The organism is Chryseobacterium sp. JK1 (assembly GCF_050632815.1).
In the GTDB taxonomy this organism is placed as follows: domain Bacteria; phylum Bacteroidota; class Bacteroidia; order Flavobacteriales; family Weeksellaceae; genus Chryseobacterium.
Map to the genome: position 1 here is coordinate 25,122 of NZ_JBODRU010000002.1, position 24,994 is coordinate 50,115.

Below are 24,994 nucleotides of genomic sequence, written 5' to 3' on the forward strand. Positions count from 1 at the left end.
AATTAAAATTTAATAGTAGCTCCCAAAATGAAAGTTTTCGCGGACGGATAGGTTGTATAATCAATTCCCAAAGATTGGTTCCCCTGTACTTGCTTATTGGTGTCAACAAGTGGATCGTACCCTGAATAGTTGGTAATTGTAAATAGATTCTGTGCACTTACATAAAGATTGATACTCTTTAAAAACTTCAATTGGTTCATGTCAAAAGTATATCCTAATCTTACATTGCTTAGGCGGATAAAATCTGATTTTTCAAGATATAAAGAAGATAATTGTGGCTGGTTGGCAAAGCTTGCTCCTGAATCATAATACTTCTTCAAAACGTTTCTGTCTGAAGCCAAATTGTTGATATTTAAATCTAAAGCCGTATTATTTACCAGGTAACCTCCTGTCTGTCCAATGAAAGAGAATGCAAAATCAAACCTTTTGTATTTCATATAAGAATTGATCCCGAAAGTGAAATTTGGAATCGCTCCTTCAAAGATCTTTCTGTCGTTGGCATCAATCTTTCCGTCACCGTTCAGGTCTTCATAGATATATTTTCCGTTGGCATCCACTCCTAAGTAGTTATATAAATAGAATGATCCTGCCTCGTAGCCATTTCTGTATATATTGGCTGTAACTCCGGAAAGCCCTGGTCCGGAAACTTCTCCTGAATTAATACCAGAAACCGGAAGGTCTTTTACAACATTATTGACTGTAGCCCCGTTGACATCAAAATTCCATGTGAAGTTTTCTGTCTTGATGATTTCTGCACCTAAAGAGAATTCAAAACCTTTATTAACGATTTTTCCATTAGCATTTAACCAAACGTAATCTGTAGGGCTTAATGGAGTTGAAGGAATGAATAATATTGGGTTTTTCGTGGTCTTATTATAGTATTCTAAGGAACCGTATACTTTGTTTTTCAAGAAGCTGAAATCTAAACCTATATTGGTTTGCGCCACTACTTCCCATTTCAAATTAGCATTAGGTGTTCTTACTACCTGAACACCGTTGATCAGGTTTAGGTTATCATACAGATAATATCCGGCAGATTGTGATAATAAGTAACTAGCTTTTGTAATTTTATTAAGTACTTCCTGATTTCCGGTTTCTCCCCAGCTCCCTCTTAATTTTAATTCATTGATAAATGAAACGTCTTTCAGGAAATTTTCTTTTGAGATAGTCCAGCCTGCTGCTACAGATGGGAAATATCCATATTTGTTGTTATCTCCAAAACGGGTAGAACCATCAGCCCTTAAGGAAGCGGTTAAGAAATATTTTTTATCAAAGTTATAATTTACCCTTCCGAAGTAAGACTGCAATTCATTTTCTTGAGAAGTTCCAGGTTGTGGAATAAATACATCTCCTGAGTATCCCGGATTGATTTCCGGTGAAATCCCAGTTCCCTGATCCACGAAGTTTCTTACTCCAAGATAAGTGGCCGTAGCTTTAAATTTCTGGTAAGAAAACCCTCCTAATACACTAAAGTTATGTCTGTTCAAATTAAAATCATAAGTCAGATAATGCTCCAAAAGAATATTATAAGAATCCAGATTCGCCTGAGAATAGATTCCTTTCGGACTTCTGTCTGTAATATTCGGGAACATAGTTGTATTTCTTTCTGATATACTTCTGTCTACACCTAAGTTAAATTTATAATTCAATCCCGGTAGAATTCTCAAGGTTGCTTCTGTGTTCCCTAATACTCTGAAAGTGTTAGTTTTATCCTGATAAACGCTCAACAAATACAAAGGATTGTAATGAGCATTCATGTTGAAGTTGGTATAATTTCCGTTGGCATCGTACACGGAGCGTGTAGGATTTGCCATTAGTGCATGGATAATAAGCTGGCCATCAGATCCTGCGTTTCCTCCATTGGGAATTCCTGTTTCTCTGATATCACTTGCTGTAAGATTCAGCTTAATCTTCAATCTTTTATTATCAAAGAACGATTCCTCGGCATTTAAACGAGCGGTGGTTCTTTTAAAGCTGCTGTTCAATACAATACCATCCTGATCCATGTGAGAAAGGGAAGCAAAGTAGTTTCCTGTATCTGTAGCTTTGGAGAACGAAACGGCATGATTGGATGAAACGGCATTTCTATAGATCTCATTTTGCCAGTCTGTATTTCCGCCATGGTCATAAGACTTATCAATACCTGCTGCCCTATACTCATCGGCCGTCATCAGGTCTAATTTTTTAATCACAGAAGAAAAACCCAAGTAAGTATCATAGGTGAACATAGGTTCTCCTTTCTTTCCTCTTTTTGTCGTTACCAAGACAACACCATTTGATCCTCTTGCTCCATAAATAGCTGCTGCGGAAGCATCTTTCAAAACTGTGATAGATTCAATATCACTCGTATTCAAAAAGTTTAATGGGTTTTTTGCTGTAGTATTTCCCAATCCTACATTCGGGCTCTGTGCACTCACAGGATCGTTATTCAAAGGAACACCGTCTACAACAAATAATGGCGTACTTCCACTTCTAATGGAACCGATTCCTCTGATGGAAACATTCACCCCCGCTCCAGGTTCTCCACTTGTCTGAACGATACGAACCCCTGCTATTTTCCCCTGCATCAGGTTATCCACAGAAATGTTCATTCCTTCTTTAAAGTTTTCTGCTTTCAGTTGGCTTACTGCTCCCGTTAAATCAGATTTTTTCTGGGTACCATATCCTACTAAGGTAACCTCTTCAATAGAAGTTGATCCTTTTTTGGACTGTAATTTTACAGAAACTGATGTACTTGAGATTTTAACCATTTGTATGGCATACCCCTCATAAGAAACAGACAGGGTTTGCCCGATGTTTGCCGAAATACTAAAGTTTCCGGATGCGTCGGCAGTGGCGGTATCCCCTGTTTCTACAACAGTAATTTTCGCTCCTTCCAACGGAAGACCATCCTGATCCGTTACATTTCCGGAAATTGTTTCATTCACCTGCGAATAGACAGGATAGTTTGAAGTAAGTCCTTTTGCATCAGCCTGATTGGCTACTAAAAAAAATAATGCAATAGGAATTAACTTTTTAAACGTAAAAAAATTAATTTTGTGGTACATATCAATAAGTAAAGTAATTGCAAGACGTTACATTGCTTATTTCAAAAGCCACTGTTGTTCCCGCAACGGTGGTTTTCTTTTCAGGCAACTGTTAGTTTTATTTCGGCATACAAAGTAAAAGGATCTACCACAATTTCATTTTAACATAATATTATGTTAAGATCAACAAAACATAAATATCTCATTTTGGGATAATAAATAATTATCTATATACCAACTATTTATAATTAAATATTTTTTTACCATTCACAAAATTTTAAAAAACACTTAACATAATATGTAATCTTTAAGAGAGAAAGACCTATTAATTTCGCCATTACAAATTCTTATGAAATGAAAAAGGTGATTTTTCTTGGTATATACTTATCATCAAACTTATTCTGGTCTCAAGCTCTTGACCCGTTAAAAATCAATGAAATTCAGGTAATCGGCTCTCACAATTCTTATAAAAAGGCTATTCTTCCAGAGGTTTATAACTACTTATCACAGAAAGATTCTCAGAATTCTTTACCTAAAATTCAATATGAACATATTCCTATTCCAAAACAGCTGGACCTTGGATTGAGAAACCTGGAAATTGATGTGTATGCTGACAGTAAAGGAGGAAAATATGCACATCCTAAAATTCTGGACTTGGTAAAAACGTCCGAACCTTTTGATCCTGAAAAGAAAATGACCAAACCCGGTTATAAAATGATCCATATTACTGATATTGATTATCAAACATGGTATTATACATTGGAAGATTGTCTTAAGGATCTGAAAAAATGGTCGGATCTGCATCCTGATCATATTCCCGTTTTTATCACTCTTGAGCCTAAAGATGGAAAAGCCAACCCGTTCGGAACTGAACCGGAACATTTCACTCAAAAACTTTTTGATGATCTGGATCAAGAACTGAAAAAATTCCTTGGAAAGAATAAGATTATTACCCCTGATGATATTCGTGGAAACTATTCAACTTTGAACGAGGCTGTTCTCCACAAAAACTGGCCAAAAGTGAAAGATGCAAGAGGAAAATTTCTTTTTGTACTGGATAATAACAGCGAGAACAGAGATTTGTATGCTAAAGACCATCCTTCACTGAAAGGAAGAATGATCTTTACAAATTCTATTCCCGGAACTCCAGAATCTGCAGTCTTATTCATGAACGAGCCTCAGGATAATTCGAAGATAAAAGAACTTGTACAGAAAGGGTATATCATCCGCACAAGAGCAGATGCAGACACGATGGAAGCTAGAAATGAAGATTATTCAAGGTTTGAAAAGGCAAAGGAAAGCGGTGCGCAGATTATTACTACCGATTATTATTACCCAAGTCAATTATTCAAATCCAGTTATAAAATTAGTTTCGATAACAATACTTATGAAAGGAAGAACCCTGTAACAGGAAAATAAATATTTCTACAGTTAGATTTTTTGAGAGAAGGGTAATCTTTATTGGGATAGCCTTTCTCTTTTTTATAATCTTTTGATTGATTTTGACTGTAAATTGATCTCAAAATGATCACTCGGATCTCCCGAAGAAAGTAATGACAATATTCTAAATAAAGATTTCCATTGAATAATAAAAGGATCCTGAATAGTATTCTTTTCGAACTCTTTCTCCAACAGTTGATACTGCTCCAATCTTTCTTTTGGAATATCTTTTCTTGCAAGCTCGTCTGCAGACTGAAATTTGTAAAGATCCAGCAACAGATCATCAAAATTCCATTTTCTGAATGATTCTGAGTGGATTTCTTTTTGTTGAAGAGTATGTTGAGCATTTTCAACATTCAAACTTTGTGATAAAAATAGTATATCCTCGCCATTGAGCTTCTCTCCTTTTTTGATAAAATCGGCTGGCCAATCATCTGGAATCATTCTTAAACGAACCAGTTCTTTTAAATGAAAAAGCATAAAGTCGTGATAAGATTTTGTCTTTAAAATGTCTTTATTCCACAATATTTTGCGAGTATCTTTTTCTAAAGTCTCATGTTCTTTTTCGTATAAAGGGAACAATTCGTCGAAACGGGGAACGGTATTCAGAATTTCTGTCTGAACTTCCATCTTTTCAGGCGAGTGAATCGTCAACACTTTATATCCTGGCAGATAAGCTGCCAATGAAGGAACCTGAACATTGACCAAAAACTTATCTCCAAAATTTCTTATTCCTGTATCATTAATGTGCATATGTCCTGCAAAATGAACCTGCAAACCTGCTTCGGCAAATGCTTTTGCTACTTCTTCCTCTGGAACTCTTTCCAGCTGCCACTTTTTTTCTCCCAGTAAGCCTTTAATTTCTTTTGTCGCTCCATCATTAAAATCAATCATCGGATAATGGGTAAAGGCAATCAAAGTTTTATGGTTTGTTTTAGCATCCTGAGCCAGCCTTTTTATCCATTGTATGAGATGCTGCTTGTGGGTCAGCACATTATTATAACCAATACTTGCGCCTTTATAATTGGAAGGATTTTCAGGCTTATCATTAAGTTTTTTCGGAATATAGGTATTTCCGTCTATAGCAACCATCCACACACCACTCACAGGTTCAACAACATAGCTTAAATCTGGAACATTGAACCCTTTTTCAACTTCATACATCCTTTTGGAGTAATCTGCAGACGGCAAGGCTTTTTTGTAAGAATAATTGGTAAATGGTGTAAGATCAAACGGTGTACTCCAAAACAGATCTCGTTTTTTGGGATAGAAACCGAAATCTTTTAATTCACTCAGAATTTCAAGATAGCCAGATTCCGCAATGTCTTTGGTAATGATCTTATCTCGTGCTTTTCCAAGGCCATCTTTACTATAAATTCCTAATGGGCTTCCGTCTTTTCCTAAAAAATCATCTTTTCCTCCTTCATTTCGAAATGGACCAACTGGATCGTGGTTTCCCGTTGTTAGGTAAAAGTTGATCCCATATTTCTGATGATATTGTTCCAGAATTTTATACAGTCCACGGAGGTTATAGGCCTGACCATCATCTGAAAAATCCCCAGGCATCGCAACAATTTTTATTCCTTTTGTTGCTATATCATCTAATGCTTTCAGAAACGCAAAATAGTTTTCATTGAAAATTCTTGTGGAATGCAGCTGAGAATCCATGGTTCTCAAAATAGTTGGCTTTCCGGTTTTAGGATTTACAATTCCTTTAAAATCATGATCTGAAAAACTTCCATACAAATCCTGAAAATGCACATCGGAAAGAAAAGCAATTTTTACAGGTTTTTGCTGAGCTGCCAATAGAGAGAAACTGAAAAGCAAAAATGACAATATTCCTTTATTCATCTTAAAATAAAACGAAATTAAGGGAATAGATGGAGAATTGTTTTAATTGAGTTTTAAATTATTGTGAAGGAAGTTGCTTTGCAGCTTGGATTGAGTCTGCTTTTTTTCCTGCATATTTTTTTATAATAAGTGAGGTTGATTTTCTTAACTCCCTTCTATTTCCTGGATCAACACCATCACTTGTAAAAAATTCCACATCACCATTATATTTTGAATACCATGTTCTTCCAAGAGAATTTTCAACAGTCATTGTATCTTTTCTTGTTATTTTTTTTAAGTATTTGAACTTATATTCATCCTTTGCAATCACATCAAACTCTGGCCCTATATTATTGCTATCTGTCTCAATAAACTGCTCTCCATTCCAATACATATATTTTTGACTCGGACTCATAAAAGACATTAAACCTAATGTGTTTTTGTTAGATGAAGGGTTTGAAAAAACAACACCCCCTGTAACAAGCATTGCAACAAAAACAAACTCTAATACTCCCAACCCATTCTTTTTCATGAAATCCGGAACATTAAAATTAGGATTGTTGGTTATTTTAATTATGATATTAAAAATTTTTTCAGGCACAGAAACCTCTTCACCATCTAAAAGGAACTTAATAGAAGTCGTGTTTTCTTCTTCAGTTTCAATTTTCTTTTCGAAAGTTGGAATATATTCTTTAAAACTATCATAGCCAACATATTGGCTTAATTTATTAAGAGTATCAGTATCTAGATTTATTTCTTTTTTAATTCCTAATACAAAAGCATCATAATATCGGCTAAATGTCTTTTCATCAAAAAAGATTTTAAAACTTTCAAGGTGAACTTTTAAGTAAAGAGCCAATCCGCTTTTAGATGTTTTTCCAGATTCTTTCTTTGCTTGATCAAATACCTCATTGATTAATAGTTTTCTCTTGGACATAATTAGTTTTTAAAGGCAATTACAAAATAGATGATTTTCTTCCATGTCGCATTACGGATTTCCGTAACAAATCCATGTCCATTTTTTGTCCATCGATGTCTATAACTTGTCTAACCCTTGCTCTCCTTTCTTCCTCATCTTTGCCATATCAAAATCAGTGATAAACAAACAATTAAAACAAATTTACAAAACTGATTTTAAAAATCACCAGATAAAACGGAGGAAAACTCCGGGTTGGGAAGCAGATGTTTCTCCTCCGTTTTTGAAGGTTCACTTCCCAAAAAATTTAGAAGCGCTTCAATTTTTTTTAACCGTATAACACTGTCTGCGATCGGTTTCGCAGGGAAGAGTACGAATGCTTTAACAATAAATTTTTTGAACTATGTTAGAATTTTTTTTAATGCTATTCGCTTTAGCATTCTCAAACAATAATGCCAATACAACAACTACCAACGATAACAACCCAACTCCTATTACAATACATACAATGAATGGTCCTTTAGACCCGGGAGGTTCTACAGCACCAGATGATACTGGAGGAGATACAGGTCCTGTTCTGCCACCTAAAAAATAGGAAATTAAAACCGTTCTTTATTAGAGCGGTTTTTTTTATTTTAGTCAAATGATACGATATCTATTATTTATTCTTTTGCTTTTTATTGCCTGTGAACAAAAAACAGCAATTCATAATGCCCCTGAGGCTGATAAATTATATGATGAAGGGGCCCAGCTTCTTCTTAAGGATAATATTGAAGCCTACAGAAAGTTTCAAAAAGCTTTAAATTATTATTATAAAACAAGAGATTCTTCCAATATTTCTAAAAGTCTCATCTGCCAGGCCATAGCCCAAAAGTATACCGGAGATATATTTGGAGCAGAAACCACTCTAGTAGATGCTCTCAACTTTATGAAAGAAGGGGACGAAAGTCTTTATTCCGCATATAATACCCTTGGTGATATAAAATATGCGCAAAAAGAATATGCATCTGCTGAAGAATGGTATAATAAAGGTCTTTCTGAAAAAAATACTTCTCAAAAAGACAAATTTGATATGCTGAACAACAAAGGGGCTTCTGAATATAGGCAAAAGAAATATTCTTCAGCTTTAAAGACATTACAAAATATAGATCTTTCCCAGGTAAAAGATATCAATTTAAAAAACAGAATTAAAGAAAACATTGTATATACTCAATGGCTGCAAAATCAAACTTCTTCTTTTCAATCGAAGTTCGAAGAATTATTAAACCTCAAGTTAAAAAATAATGATTATTGGGGTGCTAATTCGAGCTATTCTCATTTGGCCGAAATTAATCAGGAAAATAATCCTGCTATATCATTATATTATGCTCAAAAAATGCTCGAGGTAGCAAAAAAATTAAAAAGCCCTGATGACCGACTAGAAGCTATAGAAAAAATTTCATTAGTTGACAATCCTATTAATTCAAGAAAAAATTTCAAACAGTATAAAAATCTTTCTGACAGTATTCAGAATTACAAAAACGACAATAGGAATCGATTTGCCTACATAAAATATGATAGTGAAAAGAAAGAAATAGACAATCAAAGGCTAAAAGCTGACAATTCTCAAAAACAAATTAATATCTTGTTATTAATAATAGCTTTAATTCTGGCCATTATCATTATAGGCTGGTACCGAAAAAGGCAGATACAATTAAAACAAGAAAAGGAACTGGAAGTAAAAAACACCCAGCTTAAAATGTCTAAAAAAGTTCATGACGTGGTTGCCAATGGTATTTATCAGGTAATGACAAAGATTGAAAACCAATCTGATTTTGACAAAGATGAAGCGCTTGACGAGTTGGAGTTTGTGTATGAAAAATCCAGAGACATTTCCTATGAAAAGGAAGATACTAGTGACACTTTGGATTTTGATATAAAAGTTTCCACTTTGATAAGTTCTTTCAAAAGTGATGAGGTTCACACTTTCCTTGCAGGAAATTCAAAAAATATATGGGATGGTGTAAGCAGTTCTGCTAAAGATGAATTGTTTCAGGTGATCCGTGAGCTGTTGGTAAATATGAAAAAGCATAGCCAGGCTAGCCGTGTTGCATTCAAATTTGAAAGAAAAGATAATGTAATACATATTCAATACACAGATGATGGCGTAGGTATTCAAGGGGATATTTCCTATAACAACGGATTATCAAATACGGTTTCCCGTATTGAAAAAATTCATGGAAAAATTACTTTTGATACTCAAACCGAAAAGGGATTGAAGGTATATATCTCTTTCCCCGCATAAAAAATAGAAGAAAAAATGTTTAAAAAAATTTTAATAGCCGAAGATCACGAAAGTATCAGTATCTCTGTACAGAAAACTTTAGAAGAACTTAATATTCCTCATTCTGATTACGTTTCTTACTGCGATGATGCCCTTGCAAAAATTCAGAAATCTCATAGAGAAGGGGAACCTTATGATTTATTGATTACCGACCTCTATTACGAAGAAGATCATCGTGAACAGAAAATAAAGGACGGCAAAGAACTTATATTGGCTATAAAAGAAATACAACCTTCTCTTAAAACAATTGTTTTTTCGGCTGAACATAGATCCGGTGTTATTGATATTCTTTTCAAAGAATGCGGAATCAATGGTTTTGTTCGTAAAGCAAGAAACGACTCTAAAGATCTTAAAAAAGCAGTAGCAACTGTTTATGATAACCAAAACTATCTGTCTCTGGACCTTAAACAGGATGTGAAAAAGCTGAACAGTTATGAATTTTCGGAGTATGACATCACGTTGGTCTCTTTACTCTCACAGGGAGTTCTGCAAAAGAATATCCCGGTGTATCTTCAAAATAATAATATCAGACCTAATAGTTTAAGCAGCGTCGAAAAGAAGCTGAACAGTCTGAAAGAAGATTTACAAATTACCAGCAACGAACAACTGGTTGCTTTTTGCAAAGATTTAGGAATTATTTAGCCTGTATTTATCATTATTCTATAAGCCTTTCAAGTTTTTGAAAGGTTTTTTGTTTTTACGGTTTCCCGTAAGGAACACGCTTCAAAGCTTGATACTTTTGGGGAAGTAAAATCACATACATAATAATGTACACTATAAAATAATAATATGGGAAAATTCGTAATCACTCAAAGAACAAACAAAGAGTATCAATTTAATCTGAAGGCATCAAATGGTGAAATTATCTTAACCAGCGAAGGATATATTCAGAAAGCGTCTTGCCAAAAAGGAATTGAATCTGTTAAAATTAACTCACAAGATCTTTCAAGATATGACAGAAGAATAGCAAAGAACGGAAAAGATTATTTCGTATTAAAAGCCAAAAACGGAGAAATTATCGGAAATAGTCAGATGTATGGTTCAAAATCGGGGATGGAAAACGGAATTGCTTCCGTAAAATCGAATGCCCCAACAGCGGAAATTGTTGACGAAACTTTAAAAAACTAAAACATAGATCTCAAAATTAGACTGGATCAGCTTCATCAGGCAATAGAAAACTATTCATAAAAACTAATAACCATGAAAACTTTTTTATCTGAAAATTGAACGCTGGATTTTAGGCTTTTTAGGAGTTCTTATTTCATGGGGATTATTCATAGAGCAAAATTTGGGAGCTTCAATCGTCACATTGATACTTTCTTTGTTTTCAGTTCCGGTTACTGAGGATTCATAATCAACAACTTAACGAAAATCAATATTGACGGGACTTATTCGTTAAGGTCAGGCTATAATCAAACAGAAGTATTTTTACTTGGGGGGTCAAGCTCTATCAGACAGTGCCCAAATACGAATAATCAAATAAAGATACAGGCAATGAGAAAGACCTCCATGAATGAGATACTTATTTAAAATAGTCACAAAAGCAATAACTATTCAATACCTACACCATGAAAAAACTAATACCATTTATCATATTTACCTTTAGTTTACTTCTCTTACATTCTTGTTTTAAAGCCAATGACAATATTGGACATGGCGGAAGATGTACAGGATCAGCCTATTGTACAGCCTGTTCCAATTGCTCAGGATGCGGACATTGCAGCAGTGGAGGAACTTGTGGTGTTTGCAGCAGAAGCAGCTCGGGAAAAAGTTCTTCAGGTAGTACTTCTTCAAAAAGTACCTCAAAAAAACACAACTCTTCAGACTCTTATCAATCGAGAAAATCCAGATCCGGAAAACCTTCAAAAATTGTTATTGATGAGGTTAATATCAACGTTAATTCCGGCAACAGATATATTGCAGGAATTGGAAACGTTACGATTTATGAAACACCGTCATTTAAATCTAAAGTCATTGCAACAATTTCTAAAGACACTAAACTGACTCCACTTTCAAAGGAAGGTTCATGGTATAAAGTACTGGTTAAATCCAGTGGAAAAAAAGGCTATGTATATTATAAGGATGTAAAATAATCAAAAAATGAAGCCATTTCTCATTTTCTGTGCGCTATGCTGTTTCGCAGGTATTTTCAAACTTCCTATAGAGTATTACAGCTATCTCAGAATTCTTGTCTCTATAGGTGCTTTACTGGTTTTATATAGTACCATTACCTTCAGACAACATTATTTCAGTATTGTTTTTCTGGTTGTTCTCATCCTTTTCAATCCTGTTTTTCCTATTTATCTGTATCGAAAAAATATCTGGATTCCGATCGATATCCTGACAGGAATTTTATTCCTCCTCATAGGTTTTGTAGAAAAACAACAGGAGAAAAAAGAAGAATCTGCTGAAGAAAACCCTGAGCCATCCGCTACATTACCCATACATCAAAGAACCGTTTCAAGAGATAGAATCATTAATCCTAAAAAAACCAAAGAAGAATAACCCGCATGGAAAAAAAACAGATCACAGAAAATCTCAAAGCTCATTTTCTAAGGTTGTACCAAATGGCAATTTGCGATGACGATTTCAGCGCATTAGAATTAAAAATGCTCTATAAGTGCGCAGAAGAAAGAGGAATACCATCCAAAAACTTAGACGAAATCCTTTTGAACCCCATCAATATAAAATCATTGGTTCCGCAAACAATTGAGGAAAAAGTAGATTATCTATATGATCTCACTGTTATGATCTGGGCTGACGGAATTGTTTCGCCAGATGAATATTCTGCAATGCAGAAATACGTTTTGATGTTTGGCTTTTTAGAAGAAAATGTAACAGCCATTGTAGATTATCTTCTCGAAGCTGTAAAAATTGGAAAGAATAAAAACGACATCTTATATGAACTAAAACACTAACTCATTATGGACACTATCAGTATAAAAAATTTATTTAAACTAAAATCTGTTCCCATAGAGAATCAACAAGAGCAGCTTCCAAAAAATGAAATTATTCCATCCGAAGAATCGCTTGAAGAAACCCGAAAAAGAACGTATCACGAATCTGGATATAGAGACAGCTCACGAACCAGTGGAAACCACTCTACCCTGTCTATATGCCTTGATGCTGTTTACTCAAAGTTCCAGAATGAAGAAAAGGAAATGGTTGAAAAGCAGACAAAGCTTAAAGAAGCATATGTTAATGAACAGAAAAATCGGGAAACGGAGATCAAAGCTTTCATTGTTTCCCAGGAAACCAAAGATGAGCAATTAAAAACCAAAAACTCAGAAATTGAAAATCATCAGCATACTATAGAAGTATTAAAAGCTGAAATTCTCGATCTTCCAAGAAATCCTGAAAAATATAATGTGAAAGCAACAAGAGGAGCTTCTGCGAAATTTTGGATAGGAGCTATTCTCCTTCTTCCCATCAGTTTGTATCTTTTAACTTTTTATATCTCAACATCTTATTCCGCTTTCTTTAAAACTTTTGATGCAAAAAGCACTGTCATCCAGAGTGTTCTGGATGCACAGGCTCTCACTAAAGCATGGAATGAAGGATTTATAGAAGGGGCTTTTGTAACTTTGATTCCGTTTGTATTTCTCGGGCTGGGTTATTTGATTCACATGTTTTGGGAGAATAAAACGACAGCAAATTATATTAAGCTGGGTTTATTATTTATAGTAACTTTTATTTTCGACTGCATTTTAGCTTATGAAATTGAGTCAAAATTATATGAGTTAAATAAAACTTTTGAATCCCCACCATTTAATCTTAAAATAGCTTTTACCCAAATACAGTTTTGGGGGATTATTTTCGCTGGATTCATTGTCTATATTATCTGGGGGCTGGTTTTTGATTTTGTAATGAAAGAACACCGTGAAAAAGATAAGATTAAAAACGAGCAGGAAATAAGACAGAAAAAAGTAGAGTTCTTTCAGGAAAAAATTAATGCTCTGAAAAAAGAAATTGAGGAAATTATTACTGCTATTGGCAGCACAAAAGAATTAATGATCAAGGCCCGTGGTAGAATTGAAGAGCTTCAAAACATTATAGACGGAGTCATCATTCCTACTAAAGATTACAAATTATATGCTTCGGAATATGTTCAGGGTTGGATCACTTTTATCGGTGAAAAAATTGCTGTTTCAAAAACGGAAAAGCAAACAATGATTGACGATTGTATTTCAACATACACTACTAATCTGGAAACGGTAGGGGCTAATTCTGACAATCAAAATTTAGTGTATTTATCATCTTTATAGCTTACATTATGAAAAAAATATTCTATTTATTAATAATTATTTCTTTGGCTTCCTGCTGTAAAGAGCCAAAGCCATCACCTTGTACCAATTGCCCCCCGGAAGTTGATTCAAATAATATCAATGTCAGTATTTTAATTGATCTGTCCGACAGAATAGATACTATAGCTAATCCGAATCCTACAATGCAATATTTCCAGCGCGATACGGAATACATCAAAGCCATTGAAAAAGGATTTTTAAACCATATCAAATCCAAAAAAATCATTACCTATGATGATCAGATGCAGGTTTTCTTCAACCCGGAGCCCTCCGATTCAAAAATTAATGATTTCACAAAAGAATTGAAAGTTTCTTTTAACAAAGATACCCCAAGAAGTTATTTTGATTCTGTAGATAAAAAATACTCACAATTACCATTAAACATCTATCAATCAGCTATAAAAGACAAAACATTCGTAGGCTCTGATATTTGGGAATTTTTCAAAAACAAAGTCAACGATTATTGCATAAAACAAGATAAAAGAAATATTCTGTTTATTTTGACAGACGGATATATGTATCATCAAAATACCCAATTTTCAGAAGGAAACAAAACCTCTTATCTGACAACCAAACTCATAAAAGCCAATAACCTTACAACGTCAGATTTTAAAAATACCATTAAAAAAAATGGCTATGGGTTTGTAAAAGCAAATGAAAATCTCAGTAATCTCGAGGTCATCATTTTAGGAATCAATCCGGAAAAAGGAAATCCTTTTGAAGAAGCTGTTATTAAAGAGTATTGGGAAAATTGGTTTAAAGAAATGAAAATCAAAAAGTATCAGATCAAATCCGCTGACCTTCCATCCAACCTGGAGCCTATTATCTTAAAAGCGATCTCTGGCAAATAAAAAAACACACTCTCTATATTTAACTATCAAAAAAGCGAGGAATTAATTTTCCTCGCTTTTATTTATTTTCTAATCATTTCCGTATGGGGAATATCATCTTCCAGATATTTTTTCCCGGTATCTTCAAAACCAAAGCCTCCATAAAATCTCAACAGATAATCCTGTGCAGAAATTCTGATTTCCGAAGTATGAAAACGGTTTTCGATGGTTTCTACCGCATATTGTATCAATTGCTTTCCAAGGCTTCTTCCTCTCCCCTGTTCCGTGGTCAGAACTCTTCCTATAGAAGTTTCGTTGAATTTGATTCCCTTGTCAAAAATACGACAGTACGCCAAGACCTGCCCATCTTCTTCTGCCCAGATATGGACTCCTTTCTGATCATAATTATCAAGATCCGGGTAAGGACAGTTCTGTTCAATGACAAAAACATCTATTCGGGCTTTCAGTACAGCATAAAGTTCAGGAATGGTAAACTCTTCAAAGGTTTTAATTTTCCAGACCCTATTATTCATCGAAACTTATATTATTATTCGTTAAAAACTCATTGGTTTTTTGTATAAAATCAAGAATCTTGTCTCCTCCTTCTTTTTTCTCTGCTGATGTTATATACAGTTCGGGAAGATCCTCCCAGGTTTTATGAAGCTCGGTCTTATAGTCCTCAACGTTTTTGATGACAACGTTCGGCTTCAGCTTATCTGCTTTTGTAAAAACAATTGAAAATGGGATTCCACTTTCACCACACCATTGGATAAACTCAAGGTCTATTTTCTGAGGATTGTGTCTTGAATCTACCAAAACAAAAAGGTTGACAAGGTTTCTTCTGTTCAGAATATAATTGGTGATCAGCTTTTCAAAGTCTTTACGCTGCACCTTTGAAACTTTAGCGTATCCATAACCCGGTAAATCGGTAAGGTACCAGTTTTCATTCACCAAAAAATGATTGATTAGCTGAGTTTTTCCCGGAGTTCCCGAAGTTTTAGCCAAATCTTTATGATTCATCATGGCATTGATCAGTGATGATTTTCCTACGTTCGACCTTCCGATAAAAGCATATTCAGGAATATTCGGTTCCGGACACTCCTGCCATTTGCCACTACTCTTTACAAACTCTGCTGTCTTAATAATCATTTTGAATATATTTTTAGAAAAACAGACCATTAAGAAAAGCTCTTAATGGTCTTTATTAGGTATTTAAACTTTATCTTTAATCCAGTTGTATAGAATCTCATTGAATTCATCTGGTTTTTCCATCATTGCTGCGTGGCCGCAGTGGTCTATCCAGAACAGATCCGAATTGGGAATAAACTTATGCATATCTTCCGCTACTTCAGGAGGAGTTACATTATCCTGCTTCCCCCAAATCAGACACGTTGGCGTGACAATCTTGGGAAGATCATTCAGCATATTGTGTTTGATGGCGCTTCTGGCCAACATTACTGTTTTTATTCCTTTCATTCTGTCATTTACTACCGCAAAAACTTCATCTACAAGATCTTCTGTAGCCACTTTGGGATCATAGAAAACTTCCTCGGTCTTCTTTCTTATATAAGATCTGTCATTCTTTCTTGGAAAGCTGTCCCCGAAAGTTCTTTCATACAAACCGGAGCTTCCTGTAAGAACAAGATTCTTTACCAAATCTGGTCTCGCCAATGTCAGAATAAGCCCTACGTGTCCTCCCATCGAATTTCCTACGATGGAGACAGGTCCTGAAATATGACTTTCGATAAACTTGATAATATATTTTGCTATTGTAGTAAGATTGGTATTGAGTACCGGCAGATCGTAGATAGGTAACTGAGGAACGTATACTTTGAAACCTCTGTCTGAAAAAAAATCTACCATTTTATCGAAATTACTCAAACCACCCATTAACCCGTGCAACAGCACTAATGGATGTCCTTCCCCAGCCTCTACATAGGAATATTTCTTTTCTTTTTTTGTACTAAATATCATAAAACGCCTTAATAAAGCCTTGCAAAAATACAAATTAAACCTCAAAAATATTTTGATTATCCTAATTTAAGATAAAAATAATATAATATTCGCCATTTTAACTTTTTTTTTCAAATTCTCTTTATTATGGCGTAAATAACAGTTTCAACAAGTACTTACATATCAATAATTTACATTCTTACAGCTCAATCTTTAATAAAACTTATTAACATTGAGTCAAAAAGTGGGAAAAAGTGGGAAATTTTGGAAATTATTATATAAATTTGTCCCAAATGAAAAATTTCATTGGAACATATGAGTGCAAAATTGACGACAAAGGCCGCTTAAAAGTTCCTTCATCTTTAATCAAACAGATGGAAAACTTCGAAGACAAGGCGTTTGTAGTCAAAAGATCTGTGTTCCAACCTTGTCTGGAGGTTTATCCTATGAATGCATGGGACAAACTGATGGGCAAAATTAATAAACTGAACAGATTCATAAAAAAGAATGCTGATTTCATACGAATGTTTACGGCAGGAGTAAAGACAGTAGAATTGGATAATGCAGGAAGGCTACAGATCTCTAAAGACCTGACGAATTTTGCAAATCTTCAGAAAGATATTGTGGTTACCAGTGCTGGAGAACTCTTCGAAATTTGGGATAAAGAAGCCTACGAACAGGTTATCTCTACCAATGAAGCAGATTTTGCCAGCCTTGCCGAAGATGTAATGGGCGCCTTCGATGAAGAATAACAGTAAGTTATTAATTGATTATTATTTAAATAAAAAACACAATTAAGCATGTATCATAACCCCGTTTTGTTGAAGCAGAGTGTAGATGATTTGGTGACAAATCCTGACGGAACATATGTGGACTGCACCTTTGGAGGCGGAGGCCACTCCAGGGAGATATTGAGCAGACTTTCCGATAAAGGAAGGCTTTTCAGTTTCGACCAGGACTTGGATGCACTTAAAAATACAATTGATGATCCCAGATTCACATTGGTTAACCAGAATTTCAGATTTCTGGAGAACTCATTGTTGATGTACGGAATTTCGCAGGTAGATGGTGTTTTGGCAGACCTGGGAGTTTCTTCCCATCAGTTTGATGAGGCAGAAAGAGGTTTCTCTACAAGAAGCAATGCTCCTTTGGATATGAGGATGAATGTGATGCAGAGTCTGGACGCCAAAAGAGTGATTAATGAATATGAAGAATCAGAACTTGCTGATCTTTTTTATCATTACGGAGAGCTAAGAGAAGCCAGAAAACTGGCAAGAGAAATTGTTCACCATAGAAAAACTAAAAGTATAGATACTACAGAGGATTTGAAAAAGCTTTTCAGCTATATTCCTCCTCATAAAGTTAATAAATTCTATGCACAGCTTTTTCAGGCGATCAGAATAGAAGTTAATCAGGAGCTTGAAGTATTAAAAGAAATGCTGGTTCAGTCTTACAATGTTTTAAAACCAGAAGGAAGACTGGTTGTGATTTCTTACCACTCACTGGAAGACCGCCTGGTAAAAAGATTCCTGAAAAATGGAATGTTTGAAGGAGAACCGGAAAGAGATATCTACGGAAATTATAAAAAGGCATTCGAATTGATAAAGAGTAAAGCAATTATCCCGGATGACCAGGAAATTGAAGAAAACTCAAGAGCCCGAAGTGCTAAAATGAGAACCGGAATAAAAGTATAAAAGCGAATGAGCGGGTCGTCAATAGTAAATTTTAAAAAATACGGTTAACAATTGACAACAAAATCAATTCACGGTAAAGCAAATTGATCATATAAATTGGCTAAAAGAACAACAAATCGCCCCCAGAAAAGACTCACCTTTATAGATATTATAAAGGGTAATTTTCTGAATCGTGATGAGATCAAAATACATTACAAGTATTTTCTCCTGTTGTTTGTATTGATGATGGCCATGATTTATACCAACCATCTCGTCAACAAGAAAATTAGAATTGTAAACGAGTTAAAAGAAGAAACAGAAGAGTACAAATCGCGAAATGCTTACGCCCAGAGTAAGCTTATTAAAGTAAAAATGGAATCGGAGCTGGGGAAAGAGGTTGCCCGGGACTCACTGATGACCCTGGAAAACCACCCTCATAAATTGCTAATAAAACTGGACAGTACAGATGCAAAAGCAAAATGAATACGACAATAAGCGTAAAAAAACTTTACGATGGGGCTACCTCTTTGCAGTGGTAGCTTTGTGCGTGTTTGTAATGTTCTTGGCAAGGATTGTTATTCTTCAAAACACCAATGTTCAGGAAATAAAAGACGACTACATCAACAAAAATTACCGTGAAGCCACTTTAAAAGCTGCCCGTGGTAATTTGTTTGCTTCTGATGGGTCTATTCTTGCGACCACTGTAATGCGCTACGATATATATCTGGACTTCAAAACCATGAAGGATACGATTTATACGAATAATATCGGCGCGTTAACAGATTCTCTGAGCAAAATGTTCGGAAAATCCAGAGGAGAATTCAGACAGAAGTTTGATGAGCAGAAGAAAAAGAAAAACCAGTACTATACTTTGGTAAAAGGTCTTGATTTTGACCAATACGACAGAATCAGAAAATTCCCGATCTTCAAAAGAGGAAAAAATAAAGGCGGATTTATTGTAGACAGAAACTATAAAAGAGAATTGGCCACTTCAGAAATTGGAGCCGGAACCATCGGTATCGATAATGGAGAACTTAAATCCGGTCTGGAAGGAGCCTTTTCAAAGTATCTGACAGGTACAGACGGTAAACGACTGGAACAGAGAATCAATTCTTCTCAATGGAAACCTATCGACTTCTGGAAAGTTCAGGAACCTGTAGACGGAGAAGATGTTTATACGACCTTAGACCTTAGAATTCAGGATATTGCACATTCCGCTTTGGAGAAGCAGCTTATTCATTTTGAGGCAAAACATGGTACGGTCATCGTAATGGAGGTTGAAACAGGAAAAGTTCGTGCCCTTGTCAACTTAAGAAGAACAGATTCAGGAGATTATGAAGACTCTTACAACTATGCTTTAAAAGATAATATTGAACCGGGATCTACTTTTAAAACCATTTCGCTATTGGCTGCAATGGATGATGGATTCATTGATGAAAATACAACCGTAGATGTAGGAAACGGAGTTTGGACATATGCTAAACAACGAATTTCAGACGGACACGGTGGCGGAATTTATGATATTAGTGATGTTTTGGCCAAATCCAGTAATGTTGGAACCTCCAAACTTATCACAAAATACTATGCAGAAAAACCCCAGATCTTCCTCGACCATTTAAAACGTTGGAAACTCTTCGATAAAATGGACATTGAACTTCCGGGAATCACAAAACCGAAAATTGTAACCCCGGAAAACAAAAGATGGAATGCCGCAACATTAGCGTCTATTTCTTACGGATACTCTTCAAACATCAACCTGTTGCAGTTAACCACTTTCTATAATGGAGTGGCCAACGGAGGAAAAATGCTTAAACCTTTATTTATTGACAAAATTTTAAAGGATGGAAAGGTAATGTACAAAGCAAAACCGGAAGTAATGGTCAACAAAATGGCATCAGAAAAAGCCATTAAAATGATGACCAGTGCCCTGACTAAAGCCGTTGAAAAAGGGACAGGACGAAGCATCTTTACTCCCAATCTTAAAATGGCAGGAAAAACCGGAACCGCAAGATTTGAATATTGGCTTCCAGGCCCAATGAAATACAGAGCTTCATTTGCAGGATTTTATCCAGCAGATGCTCCAAAATACACTTGCTATGTAATGATTAGTGAGCCCAATACATCCATAGGATTTTATGGAGGACCTGTTTCTGCACCTGTATTTAAGGAAATTGCAGGAAAAACATTCCTGAAAACCCCTCAAAACATAGAAAAAGAAATGCTCGTAGACAAAAAGGTAAACCTAAGCAAAATGGTTGAACCTAATGTAAAAGTAGCAGTCAATGATAAGCAAATGCCTAATGTGGTAGGATTAATTGGTAAAAATGTAATCCCCCAACTGGAAAACTTAGGCTACCGTGTCGACTATAAAGGAGTAGGACGAATTAAAGAACAATTCCCGTTGGAAGGCACCACGATCAGTAAGAACCAGAGAATTTATTTATCTCTGCAGAATTAGAAAACAGCGTCTGAAAAGACATTTAAAACAAGATAGGAAAAACCTATTGATAAAGATGATAATAACAGAATTAGTAAACAGAATCCCAGTAATAGAAATCCACGGTGACAACAGCCGTGAGGTTACAGAATTGGTGATCGACAGCAGAAAGGTTACTGAAAACTCTCTTTACATTGCTATGAGAGGTACAGTTGTAGATGGTCACTCATTCATTACATCGGCTATTGAAAAAGGAGCAGCAACAATTGTTTGTGAAGAGCTTCCCGAAACATTACAAGAAAATGTAACTTATATCCAGGTAAAAGATTCATCTAAGACTCTGGGTCATCTTGCTTCAAATTTCTATGGAAACCCTTCCAGAAAACTGAAATTAATAGGCGTTACAGGCACCAATGGAAAAACTTCTGTTACGACTCTTCTTTTTGATGTTTTCAAAAACTTAGGATACGATTCTGCGTTGCTTTCAACTGTAGAAATAAGAATTGCCGATGAAATTATTCCGGCAACTCATACCACTCCGGATGTTATTACCATCAACAGAATTTTAGCAGAGGCTGTTGAAAAAGGATGTGAATTTGCCTTCATGGAAGTAAGCTCTCACGGTATTACCCAAAACAGAATTGAAGGATTACACTTCAAAATAGCAGGTTTCACCAATCTTACGCATGATCATTTAGACTATCATAAAACATTCGAAGAATATCTGAAAGCCAAGAAAAGATTCTTTGATGAACTGGAAGATACGGCTATTGCCATTACGAATATAGACGATAAAAATGGTAATGTCATGCTTCAGAATACAAAGGCTAAAAAGAAGTCTTATGCATTGAAAACACTGGCAGATTATCATGGAAAACTTCTGGAAGTAGATTTCAATGGAATGCTGGCCAACTTCAACGGAAAAGAATTTTGGACAACCTTAACGGGAAAGTTCAATGTATACAACCTGTTACTTGTCTTTGGAGTCGCTACTGAACTTGGTTTTGAGCAGGATGAGATTCTTCAGGCTATCAGTAAACTGAAAAGAGTTTCCGGAAGGTTTGAAACATTCAAATCCGATGGCGGAATTTTCTTTATCGTAGATTATGCACACACTCCGGATGCTTTAGAAAACATCCTTGATAGTATCAACGATATTAGAACCAAAAACGAAAGATTGATCACGGTATTCGGTTGCGGAGGAGACAGAGACCACTCCAAAAGACCTGAAATGGGAAATATTGCCACCAAAAAATCAACACTGGCAATCATCACTTCAGACAATCCAAGAACAGAAGATCCGGCACAGATCATTAAAGAAATTGAAACAGGCGTTGAACCTCAGAATTTCAGCAAATACACTTCAATTCCGGATAGAAAAGAAGCCATAAAAATGGCTATAAAGTTTGCAGAACCCAAAGATATCATCTTAGTTGCCGGAAAAGGCCACGAGAATTATCAGGAGATTAATGGTGTGAAACATCATTTTGATGACAAAGAAGTGATTAATGAACTTTGGAAATTAATGAGCAAGTAAATTATAGACGATAATTTATTAACAATTGAAACTATGCTATACTATCTATACGAATATCTAACCAACCATGGAATCCATGTTCCGGGATTAGGACTGTTGAAATACATTTCCTTCCGTGCCGGAATGGCTGTACTGTTCTCATTAATCATTGCTCTTGTCTACGGAAAAAGAGTAATCAACTATCTGAGAACAAAACAAATGGGAGAATTGGTGCGTGATCTTGGACTTGATGGTCAAAAACAAAAAGAAGGAACTCCTACCATGGGAGGACTTATAATAATTCTGGCAACCATTATTCCCGTATTGCTGTTTACAAGAATTACCAACGTCTATATTGTTCTGTTGCTGGTTTCAATGATTTGGATGGGATCAATTGGTTTTCTGGATGATTATTTAAAGAAAATCAAAAAAAATAAAGACGGTTTAAGTGGGAAATTTAAAATCGTTGGTCAGGTCGGTTTAGGGTTAATTGTCGGAGTTACAATGTACTTCCATCCAGACATTACTGTTAAAAGAAAATATGCAGATGCTAAAGTAGTGAACAGGAATAATGTAGAGCAAAACTTTATGCCTACAGAAAAAATCACTGTTTCTACCGTTCCTTTTGCAAAAAATAATGAATTTGACTATAGCGGAATGCTATTCTGGATGAATGATAAAGATGCCCATGAGTGGGCATGGATTGTCTTTATTCCTATCGTAATCTTTATTGTAACCGCTGTTTCCAACGGAGCCAATATTACAGATGGGATTGATGGCCTTGCAGCGGGAACCAGTACAATCATCCTCCTTACCCTAGCGCTTTTCGCTTACCTTTCCGGGAACATCATCTTTGCAGACTATCTCAATATCATGTTCCTCCCGAATATGGGGGAAACCACCATTTTTGCTGTGGCAATGGTGGGTGCTGTAATTGGGTTTTTCTGGTACAATACCTATCCTGCACAGGTTTTCATGGGAGATACCGGAAGCTTAATGTTAGGGGGAGTTATTGCCGTTTTAGCCATTATCTTAAGAAAAGAACTGTTGATTCCTGTATTATGCGGAATCTTCTTAATCGAAAACCTGTCTGTAATGCTTCAGGTTATCGTTTTCAAATACAGAAAAAGAAAATACGGGTTGGAATATGCCCAAAACAATAGACTATTCAAAATGTCGCCATTACACCATCATTATCAGAAAGAAGGTTTCCACGAAAGTAAAATCGTGAACAGAATGATCATCATTGGAGTAATAATGGCTATTGTATGTCTGATCACACTAAAAATGAGATAAAATTAAAAGCTAAAAGCAATAAGCAATACGCTTAAAGCCAATAGCATAAAGCTTTTATAATATGAAAATAGTTGTTTTAGGAGGTGGAGAAAGCGGATGCGGAGCTGCTTATTTGGCCAAAAAGAAAGGTTTGGAAGTATTTCTTTCAGACAAAGGAGCCATTAAGGATAACTATAAACAGTTTCTTACCGATAATAAAATTGAATTTGAAGAAGGAAACCACGATGAAGAAAGGATTTTAAATGCCGATTGGATCGTAAAAAGCCCCGGAATCCCGAAAAAAGCCGAGATCATCAATAAAATTCACGAGAAAGGTATAAGACTTTCCTCGGAAATTGAATTTGCTTCTGAATTTACCGATGCAAAGATCATCGCCATCACAGGGAGTAATGGAAAAACAACAACAACATCCTTAATCTATTACATCCTGAAAAATGACGGATTAAACGTAGGCTTAGGAGGTAATATAGGCTACAGTTTTGCCAAGCAGGTTGCAGACGAAAACCATGAATATTATGTACTGGAAGTAAGTTCTTTCCAGCTTGATGATATTCAGAATTTCCGACCTTATATATCTTTACTGTTGAACTTGTCTCAAGATCACCTGGATCAGTACAACTACAACTATGAGGAATATGCTTTGGCAAAATTCAGAATCACAGAAAATCAGGAAAATGACAACTTCTTCATCTACAATAAAGATGATGAAATGAGTAAAAATCTTCTTGAGAAGCTTGAAGTAAAAGCGAAAATGATTCCTTTCTCTACAAAAGAGAAACTATCGGAAGGAGGTTTCGTGAATGATGAGGAAATTGTGGTAAAAGTGAACGATGAATTCTCAATGAAGGTTGAGGAATTGTCTTTATTAGGAAATCACAATGTTGCCAACAGTCTGGCAGCATCTATTGCCGGTAAAATACTAAAAATCAACAATGAAAGCATCAGGCATTCATTGATGACATTTCAGGCCGTAGAACACAGATTGGAGTTGGTAACTGAAATTGACAGTGTAAAATACATCAATGACAGCAAAGCAACCAATGTAAACGCTACTTACTACGCTTTAGAAAGCATGAAAACACCAACAGTATGGATTGTTGGAGGATTAGATAAAGGAAATGACTATACCGAAATTGAAGATTTAGTCAAAAGAAAAGTAAAAGCAATTGTTTGCCTTGGAGTAGATAATAAGAAGATCATCGATTTCTTTAAAGATAAAAAAGAACTTATCTATGATACTTCAAGCATGGAAGAAGCCGTGAGAATTTCAAAATCACTGGCTAAAAAAGGAGATACTGTATTATTATCTCCATGCTGTGCAAGTTTTGACCTGTTCAAAAGCTATGAAGACAGAGGACGTCAGTTCAAAGCGCAGGTTTTAAAATATTAAGAATTAACAATGAATCATTAATAAACAATCACTGAACTATTAATTTTTCATGATGCATTA

Annotated in this window: 23 protein-coding genes; 17 read left to right on the top strand and 6 right to left on the bottom strand. The window is 35.3% G+C overall.

From position 1 onward, the window contains the following. Positions 1 to 2 precede the first annotated feature (2 nt). Entirely contained in the window at positions 3 to 3,047 is a 3,045-nt protein-coding gene (locus ACQ76T_RS13060) for a SusC/RagA family TonB-linked outer membrane protein (protein ID WP_431343759.1), read from the bottom strand. Between the two features lie 333 nt (positions 3,048 to 3,380). Between ACQ76T_RS13060 and ACQ76T_RS13065 the strand changes: the two genes are divergently transcribed. Continuing rightward, positions 3,381 to 4,445 (top strand): phosphatidylinositol-specific phospholipase C1-like protein, encoded by a 1,065-nt coding sequence (locus ACQ76T_RS13065; protein ID WP_431343760.1) that lies wholly within the window; start codon positions 3,381 to 3,383, stop codon positions 4,443 to 4,445. A 63-nt stretch (positions 4,446 to 4,508) separates the two neighbouring features. Here ACQ76T_RS13065 and ACQ76T_RS13070 read toward each other — a convergent pair whose 3' ends face one another. Beyond that, positions 4,509 to 6,317: a metallophosphoesterase family protein gene (locus ACQ76T_RS13070; protein ID WP_431343761.1), complete on the bottom strand. Its 1,809-nt coding sequence runs from the start codon at positions 6,315 to 6,317 to the stop codon at positions 4,509 to 4,511. Positions 6,318 to 6,375: 58 nt separating this feature from the next. After that, complete coding sequence (locus tag ACQ76T_RS13075; RefSeq protein ID WP_431343762.1) at positions 6,376 to 7,233, bottom strand: hypothetical protein; 858 nt, start codon at positions 7,231 to 7,233, stop codon at positions 6,376 to 6,378. A gap of 382 nt (positions 7,234 to 7,615) precedes the next feature. On the opposite strand from ACQ76T_RS13075, the gene ACQ76T_RS13080 reads away from it, so the two are divergent. The 9 genes from ACQ76T_RS13080 (at position 7,616) to ACQ76T_RS13120 (ending at position 14,690) form a co-directional block, all read left to right on the top strand. After that, positions 7,616 to 7,807, top strand: a complete 192-nt coding sequence (locus tag ACQ76T_RS13080; protein ID WP_431343763.1) for a hypothetical protein — start codon at positions 7,616 to 7,618, stop codon at positions 7,805 to 7,807. A 48-nt stretch (positions 7,808 to 7,855) separates the two neighbouring features. Then, a complete protein-coding gene (locus ACQ76T_RS13085; RefSeq protein ID WP_431343764.1) occupies positions 7,856 to 9,496 on the top strand; it encodes an ATP-binding protein in 1,641 nt (546 codons plus the stop codon). A gap of 15 nt (positions 9,497 to 9,511) precedes the next feature. Then, positions 9,512 to 10,177, top strand: a complete 666-nt coding sequence (locus ACQ76T_RS13090; protein WP_431343765.1) for a response regulator — start codon at positions 9,512 to 9,514, stop codon at positions 10,175 to 10,177. Positions 10,178 to 10,324: 147 nt separating this feature from the next. After that, a complete protein-coding gene (locus ACQ76T_RS13095) occupies positions 10,325 to 10,663 on the top strand; it encodes a YegP family protein (RefSeq protein ID WP_431343766.1) in 339 nt (112 codons plus the stop codon). 440 nt (positions 10,664 to 11,103) lie between these two features. Continuing rightward, entirely contained in the window at positions 11,104 to 11,628 is a 525-nt protein-coding gene (locus ACQ76T_RS13100) for an SH3 domain-containing protein (protein ID WP_431343767.1), read from the top strand. A 7-nt stretch (positions 11,629 to 11,635) separates the two neighbouring features. Further along, on the top strand, positions 11,636 to 12,040 hold the full coding sequence (locus tag ACQ76T_RS13105; protein ID WP_431343768.1) for a DUF6804 family protein: 405 nt from the start codon (positions 11,636 to 11,638) through the stop codon (positions 12,038 to 12,040). Between the two features lie 5 nt (positions 12,041 to 12,045). Further along, a complete protein-coding gene (locus tag ACQ76T_RS13110; protein WP_431343769.1) occupies positions 12,046 to 12,453 on the top strand; it encodes a hypothetical protein in 408 nt (135 codons plus the stop codon). Positions 12,454 to 12,459: 6 nt separating this feature from the next. After that, positions 12,460 to 13,800, top strand: coding sequence for a beta-carotene 15,15'-monooxygenase (locus ACQ76T_RS13115; protein ID WP_431343770.1), 1,341 nt, complete (start codon positions 12,460 to 12,462; stop codon positions 13,798 to 13,800). An 8-nt stretch (positions 13,801 to 13,808) separates the two neighbouring features. Beyond that, on the top strand, positions 13,809 to 14,690 hold the full coding sequence (locus tag ACQ76T_RS13120; protein ID WP_431343771.1) for a hypothetical protein: 882 nt from the start codon (positions 13,809 to 13,811) through the stop codon (positions 14,688 to 14,690). 62 nt (positions 14,691 to 14,752) lie between these two features. Here the strand turns inward: ACQ76T_RS13120 and ACQ76T_RS13125 are convergent, their stop codons facing one another. From ACQ76T_RS13125 to ACQ76T_RS13135, 3 genes are all read right to left on the bottom strand, one after another. Next, the gene (locus tag ACQ76T_RS13125) at positions 14,753 to 15,202 is read right to left on the bottom strand and encodes a GNAT family N-acetyltransferase (protein ID WP_431343772.1); all 450 of its coding nucleotides are present in this window, start codon (positions 15,200 to 15,202) and stop codon (positions 14,753 to 14,755) included. Beyond that, positions 15,195 to 15,818, bottom strand: coding sequence for a ribosome biogenesis GTP-binding protein YihA/YsxC (yihA, locus tag ACQ76T_RS13130; RefSeq protein WP_129040996.1), 624 nt, complete (start codon positions 15,816 to 15,818; stop codon positions 15,195 to 15,197). Before yihA ends, ACQ76T_RS13125 begins: the two co-directional genes overlap by 8 nt. Before the next feature lie 63 nt (positions 15,819 to 15,881). Further along, positions 15,882 to 16,643 (bottom strand): alpha/beta fold hydrolase, encoded by a 762-nt coding sequence (locus ACQ76T_RS13135; RefSeq protein ID WP_045492318.1) that lies wholly within the window; start codon positions 16,641 to 16,643, stop codon positions 15,882 to 15,884. 272 nt (positions 16,644 to 16,915) lie between these two features. Here ACQ76T_RS13135 and mraZ point away from each other — a divergent pair, with 272 nt between their 5' ends. The 7 genes from mraZ (at position 16,916) to murD (ending at position 24,934) form a co-directional block, all read left to right on the top strand. Further along, positions 16,916 to 17,374: a division/cell wall cluster transcriptional repressor MraZ gene (gene mraZ / locus ACQ76T_RS13140; protein WP_422695285.1), complete on the top strand. Its 459-nt coding sequence runs from the start codon at positions 16,916 to 16,918 to the stop codon at positions 17,372 to 17,374. 48 nt (positions 17,375 to 17,422) lie between these two features. Then, positions 17,423 to 18,316 carry a 16S rRNA (cytosine(1402)-N(4))-methyltransferase RsmH gene (rsmH, locus tag ACQ76T_RS13145; protein WP_431343773.1) on the top strand — a complete coding sequence of 298 codons (894 nt, stop codon included), beginning with the start codon at positions 17,423 to 17,425 and terminating at the stop codon, positions 18,314 to 18,316. 96 nt (positions 18,317 to 18,412) lie between these two features. After that, positions 18,413 to 18,778, top strand: a complete 366-nt coding sequence (locus ACQ76T_RS13150; RefSeq protein WP_422695287.1) for an FtsL-like putative cell division protein — start codon at positions 18,413 to 18,415, stop codon at positions 18,776 to 18,778. Next, positions 18,762 to 20,753, top strand: coding sequence for a penicillin-binding transpeptidase domain-containing protein (locus ACQ76T_RS13155; RefSeq protein WP_431343774.1), 1,992 nt, complete (start codon positions 18,762 to 18,764; stop codon positions 20,751 to 20,753). The genes ACQ76T_RS13150 and ACQ76T_RS13155 overlap by 17 nt, the downstream gene beginning before the upstream one ends. Positions 20,754 to 20,808: 55 nt before the next feature. Next, positions 20,809 to 22,269: a UDP-N-acetylmuramoyl-L-alanyl-D-glutamate--2,6-diaminopimelate ligase gene (locus tag ACQ76T_RS13160; RefSeq protein WP_431343775.1), complete on the top strand. Its 1,461-nt coding sequence runs from the start codon at positions 20,809 to 20,811 to the stop codon at positions 22,267 to 22,269. 33 nt (positions 22,270 to 22,302) lie between these two features. Continuing rightward, positions 22,303 to 23,544, top strand: coding sequence for a phospho-N-acetylmuramoyl-pentapeptide-transferase (mraY, locus tag ACQ76T_RS13165; protein ID WP_422695291.1), 1,242 nt, complete (start codon positions 22,303 to 22,305; stop codon positions 23,542 to 23,544). Positions 23,545 to 23,605: 61 nt separating this feature from the next. Further along, positions 23,606 to 24,934, top strand: a complete 1,329-nt coding sequence (gene murD, locus ACQ76T_RS13170) for a UDP-N-acetylmuramoyl-L-alanine--D-glutamate ligase (protein WP_431343776.1) — start codon at positions 23,606 to 23,608, stop codon at positions 24,932 to 24,934. Positions 24,935 to 24,994: the final 60 nt, after the last annotated feature.

What these genes read in the sequence shown, in the direction of transcription:
- rsmH (WP_431343773.1), top strand. Translation starts at nt 17,423, where the DNA reads ATGTATCATAACCCCGTTTTGTTGAAGCAGAGTGTAGATGATTTGGTG.
- ACQ76T_RS13100 (WP_431343767.1), top strand. Translation starts at nt 11,104, where the DNA reads ATGAAAAAACTAATACCATTTATCATATTTACCTTTAGTTTACTTCTC.
- ACQ76T_RS13115 (WP_431343770.1), top strand. Translation starts at nt 12,460, where the DNA reads ATGGACACTATCAGTATAAAAAATTTATTTAAACTAAAATCTGTTCCC.
- ACQ76T_RS13090 (WP_431343765.1), top strand. Translation starts at nt 9,512, where the DNA reads ATGTTTAAAAAAATTTTAATAGCCGAAGATCACGAAAGTATCAGTATC.
- ACQ76T_RS13125 (WP_431343772.1), bottom strand. Translation starts at nt 15,202, where the DNA reads ATGAATAATAGGGTCTGGAAAATTAAAACCTTTGAAGAGTTTACCATT.
- mraY (WP_422695291.1), top strand. Translation starts at nt 22,303, where the DNA reads ATGCTATACTATCTATACGAATATCTAACCAACCATGGAATCCATGTT.
- ACQ76T_RS13160 (WP_431343775.1), top strand. Translation starts at nt 20,809, where the DNA reads ATGATAATAACAGAATTAGTAAACAGAATCCCAGTAATAGAAATCCAC.
- ACQ76T_RS13135 (WP_045492318.1), bottom strand. Translation starts at nt 16,643, where the DNA reads ATGATATTTAGTACAAAAAAAGAAAAGAAATATTCCTATGTAGAGGCT.
- murD (WP_431343776.1), top strand. Translation starts at nt 23,606, where the DNA reads ATGAAAATAGTTGTTTTAGGAGGTGGAGAAAGCGGATGCGGAGCTGCT.
- ACQ76T_RS13075 (WP_431343762.1), bottom strand. Translation starts at nt 7,233, where the DNA reads ATGTCCAAGAGAAAACTATTAATCAATGAGGTATTTGATCAAGCAAAG.
- ACQ76T_RS13085 (WP_431343764.1), top strand. Translation starts at nt 7,856, where the DNA reads ATGATACGATATCTATTATTTATTCTTTTGCTTTTTATTGCCTGTGAA.
- ACQ76T_RS13120 (WP_431343771.1), top strand. Translation starts at nt 13,809, where the DNA reads ATGAAAAAAATATTCTATTTATTAATAATTATTTCTTTGGCTTCCTGC.
- mraZ (WP_422695285.1), top strand. Translation starts at nt 16,916, where the DNA reads ATGAAAAATTTCATTGGAACATATGAGTGCAAAATTGACGACAAAGGC.
- ACQ76T_RS13110 (WP_431343769.1), top strand. Translation starts at nt 12,046, where the DNA reads ATGGAAAAAAAACAGATCACAGAAAATCTCAAAGCTCATTTTCTAAGG.
- ACQ76T_RS13065 (WP_431343760.1), top strand. Translation starts at nt 3,381, where the DNA reads ATGAAAAAGGTGATTTTTCTTGGTATATACTTATCATCAAACTTATTC.
- ACQ76T_RS13070 (WP_431343761.1), bottom strand. Translation starts at nt 6,317, where the DNA reads ATGAATAAAGGAATATTGTCATTTTTGCTTTTCAGTTTCTCTCTATTG.
- ACQ76T_RS13060 (WP_431343759.1), bottom strand. Translation starts at nt 3,047, where the DNA reads ATGTACCACAAAATTAATTTTTTTACGTTTAAAAAGTTAATTCCTATT.
- ACQ76T_RS13080 (WP_431343763.1), top strand. Translation starts at nt 7,616, where the DNA reads ATGTTAGAATTTTTTTTAATGCTATTCGCTTTAGCATTCTCAAACAAT.
- yihA (WP_129040996.1), bottom strand. Translation starts at nt 15,818, where the DNA reads ATGATTATTAAGACAGCAGAGTTTGTAAAGAGTAGTGGCAAATGGCAG.
- ACQ76T_RS13095 (WP_431343766.1), top strand. Translation starts at nt 10,325, where the DNA reads ATGGGAAAATTCGTAATCACTCAAAGAACAAACAAAGAGTATCAATTT.
- ACQ76T_RS13105 (WP_431343768.1), top strand. Translation starts at nt 11,636, where the DNA reads ATGAAGCCATTTCTCATTTTCTGTGCGCTATGCTGTTTCGCAGGTATT.
- ACQ76T_RS13155 (WP_431343774.1), top strand. Translation starts at nt 18,762, where the DNA reads ATGCAAAAGCAAAATGAATACGACAATAAGCGTAAAAAAACTTTACGA.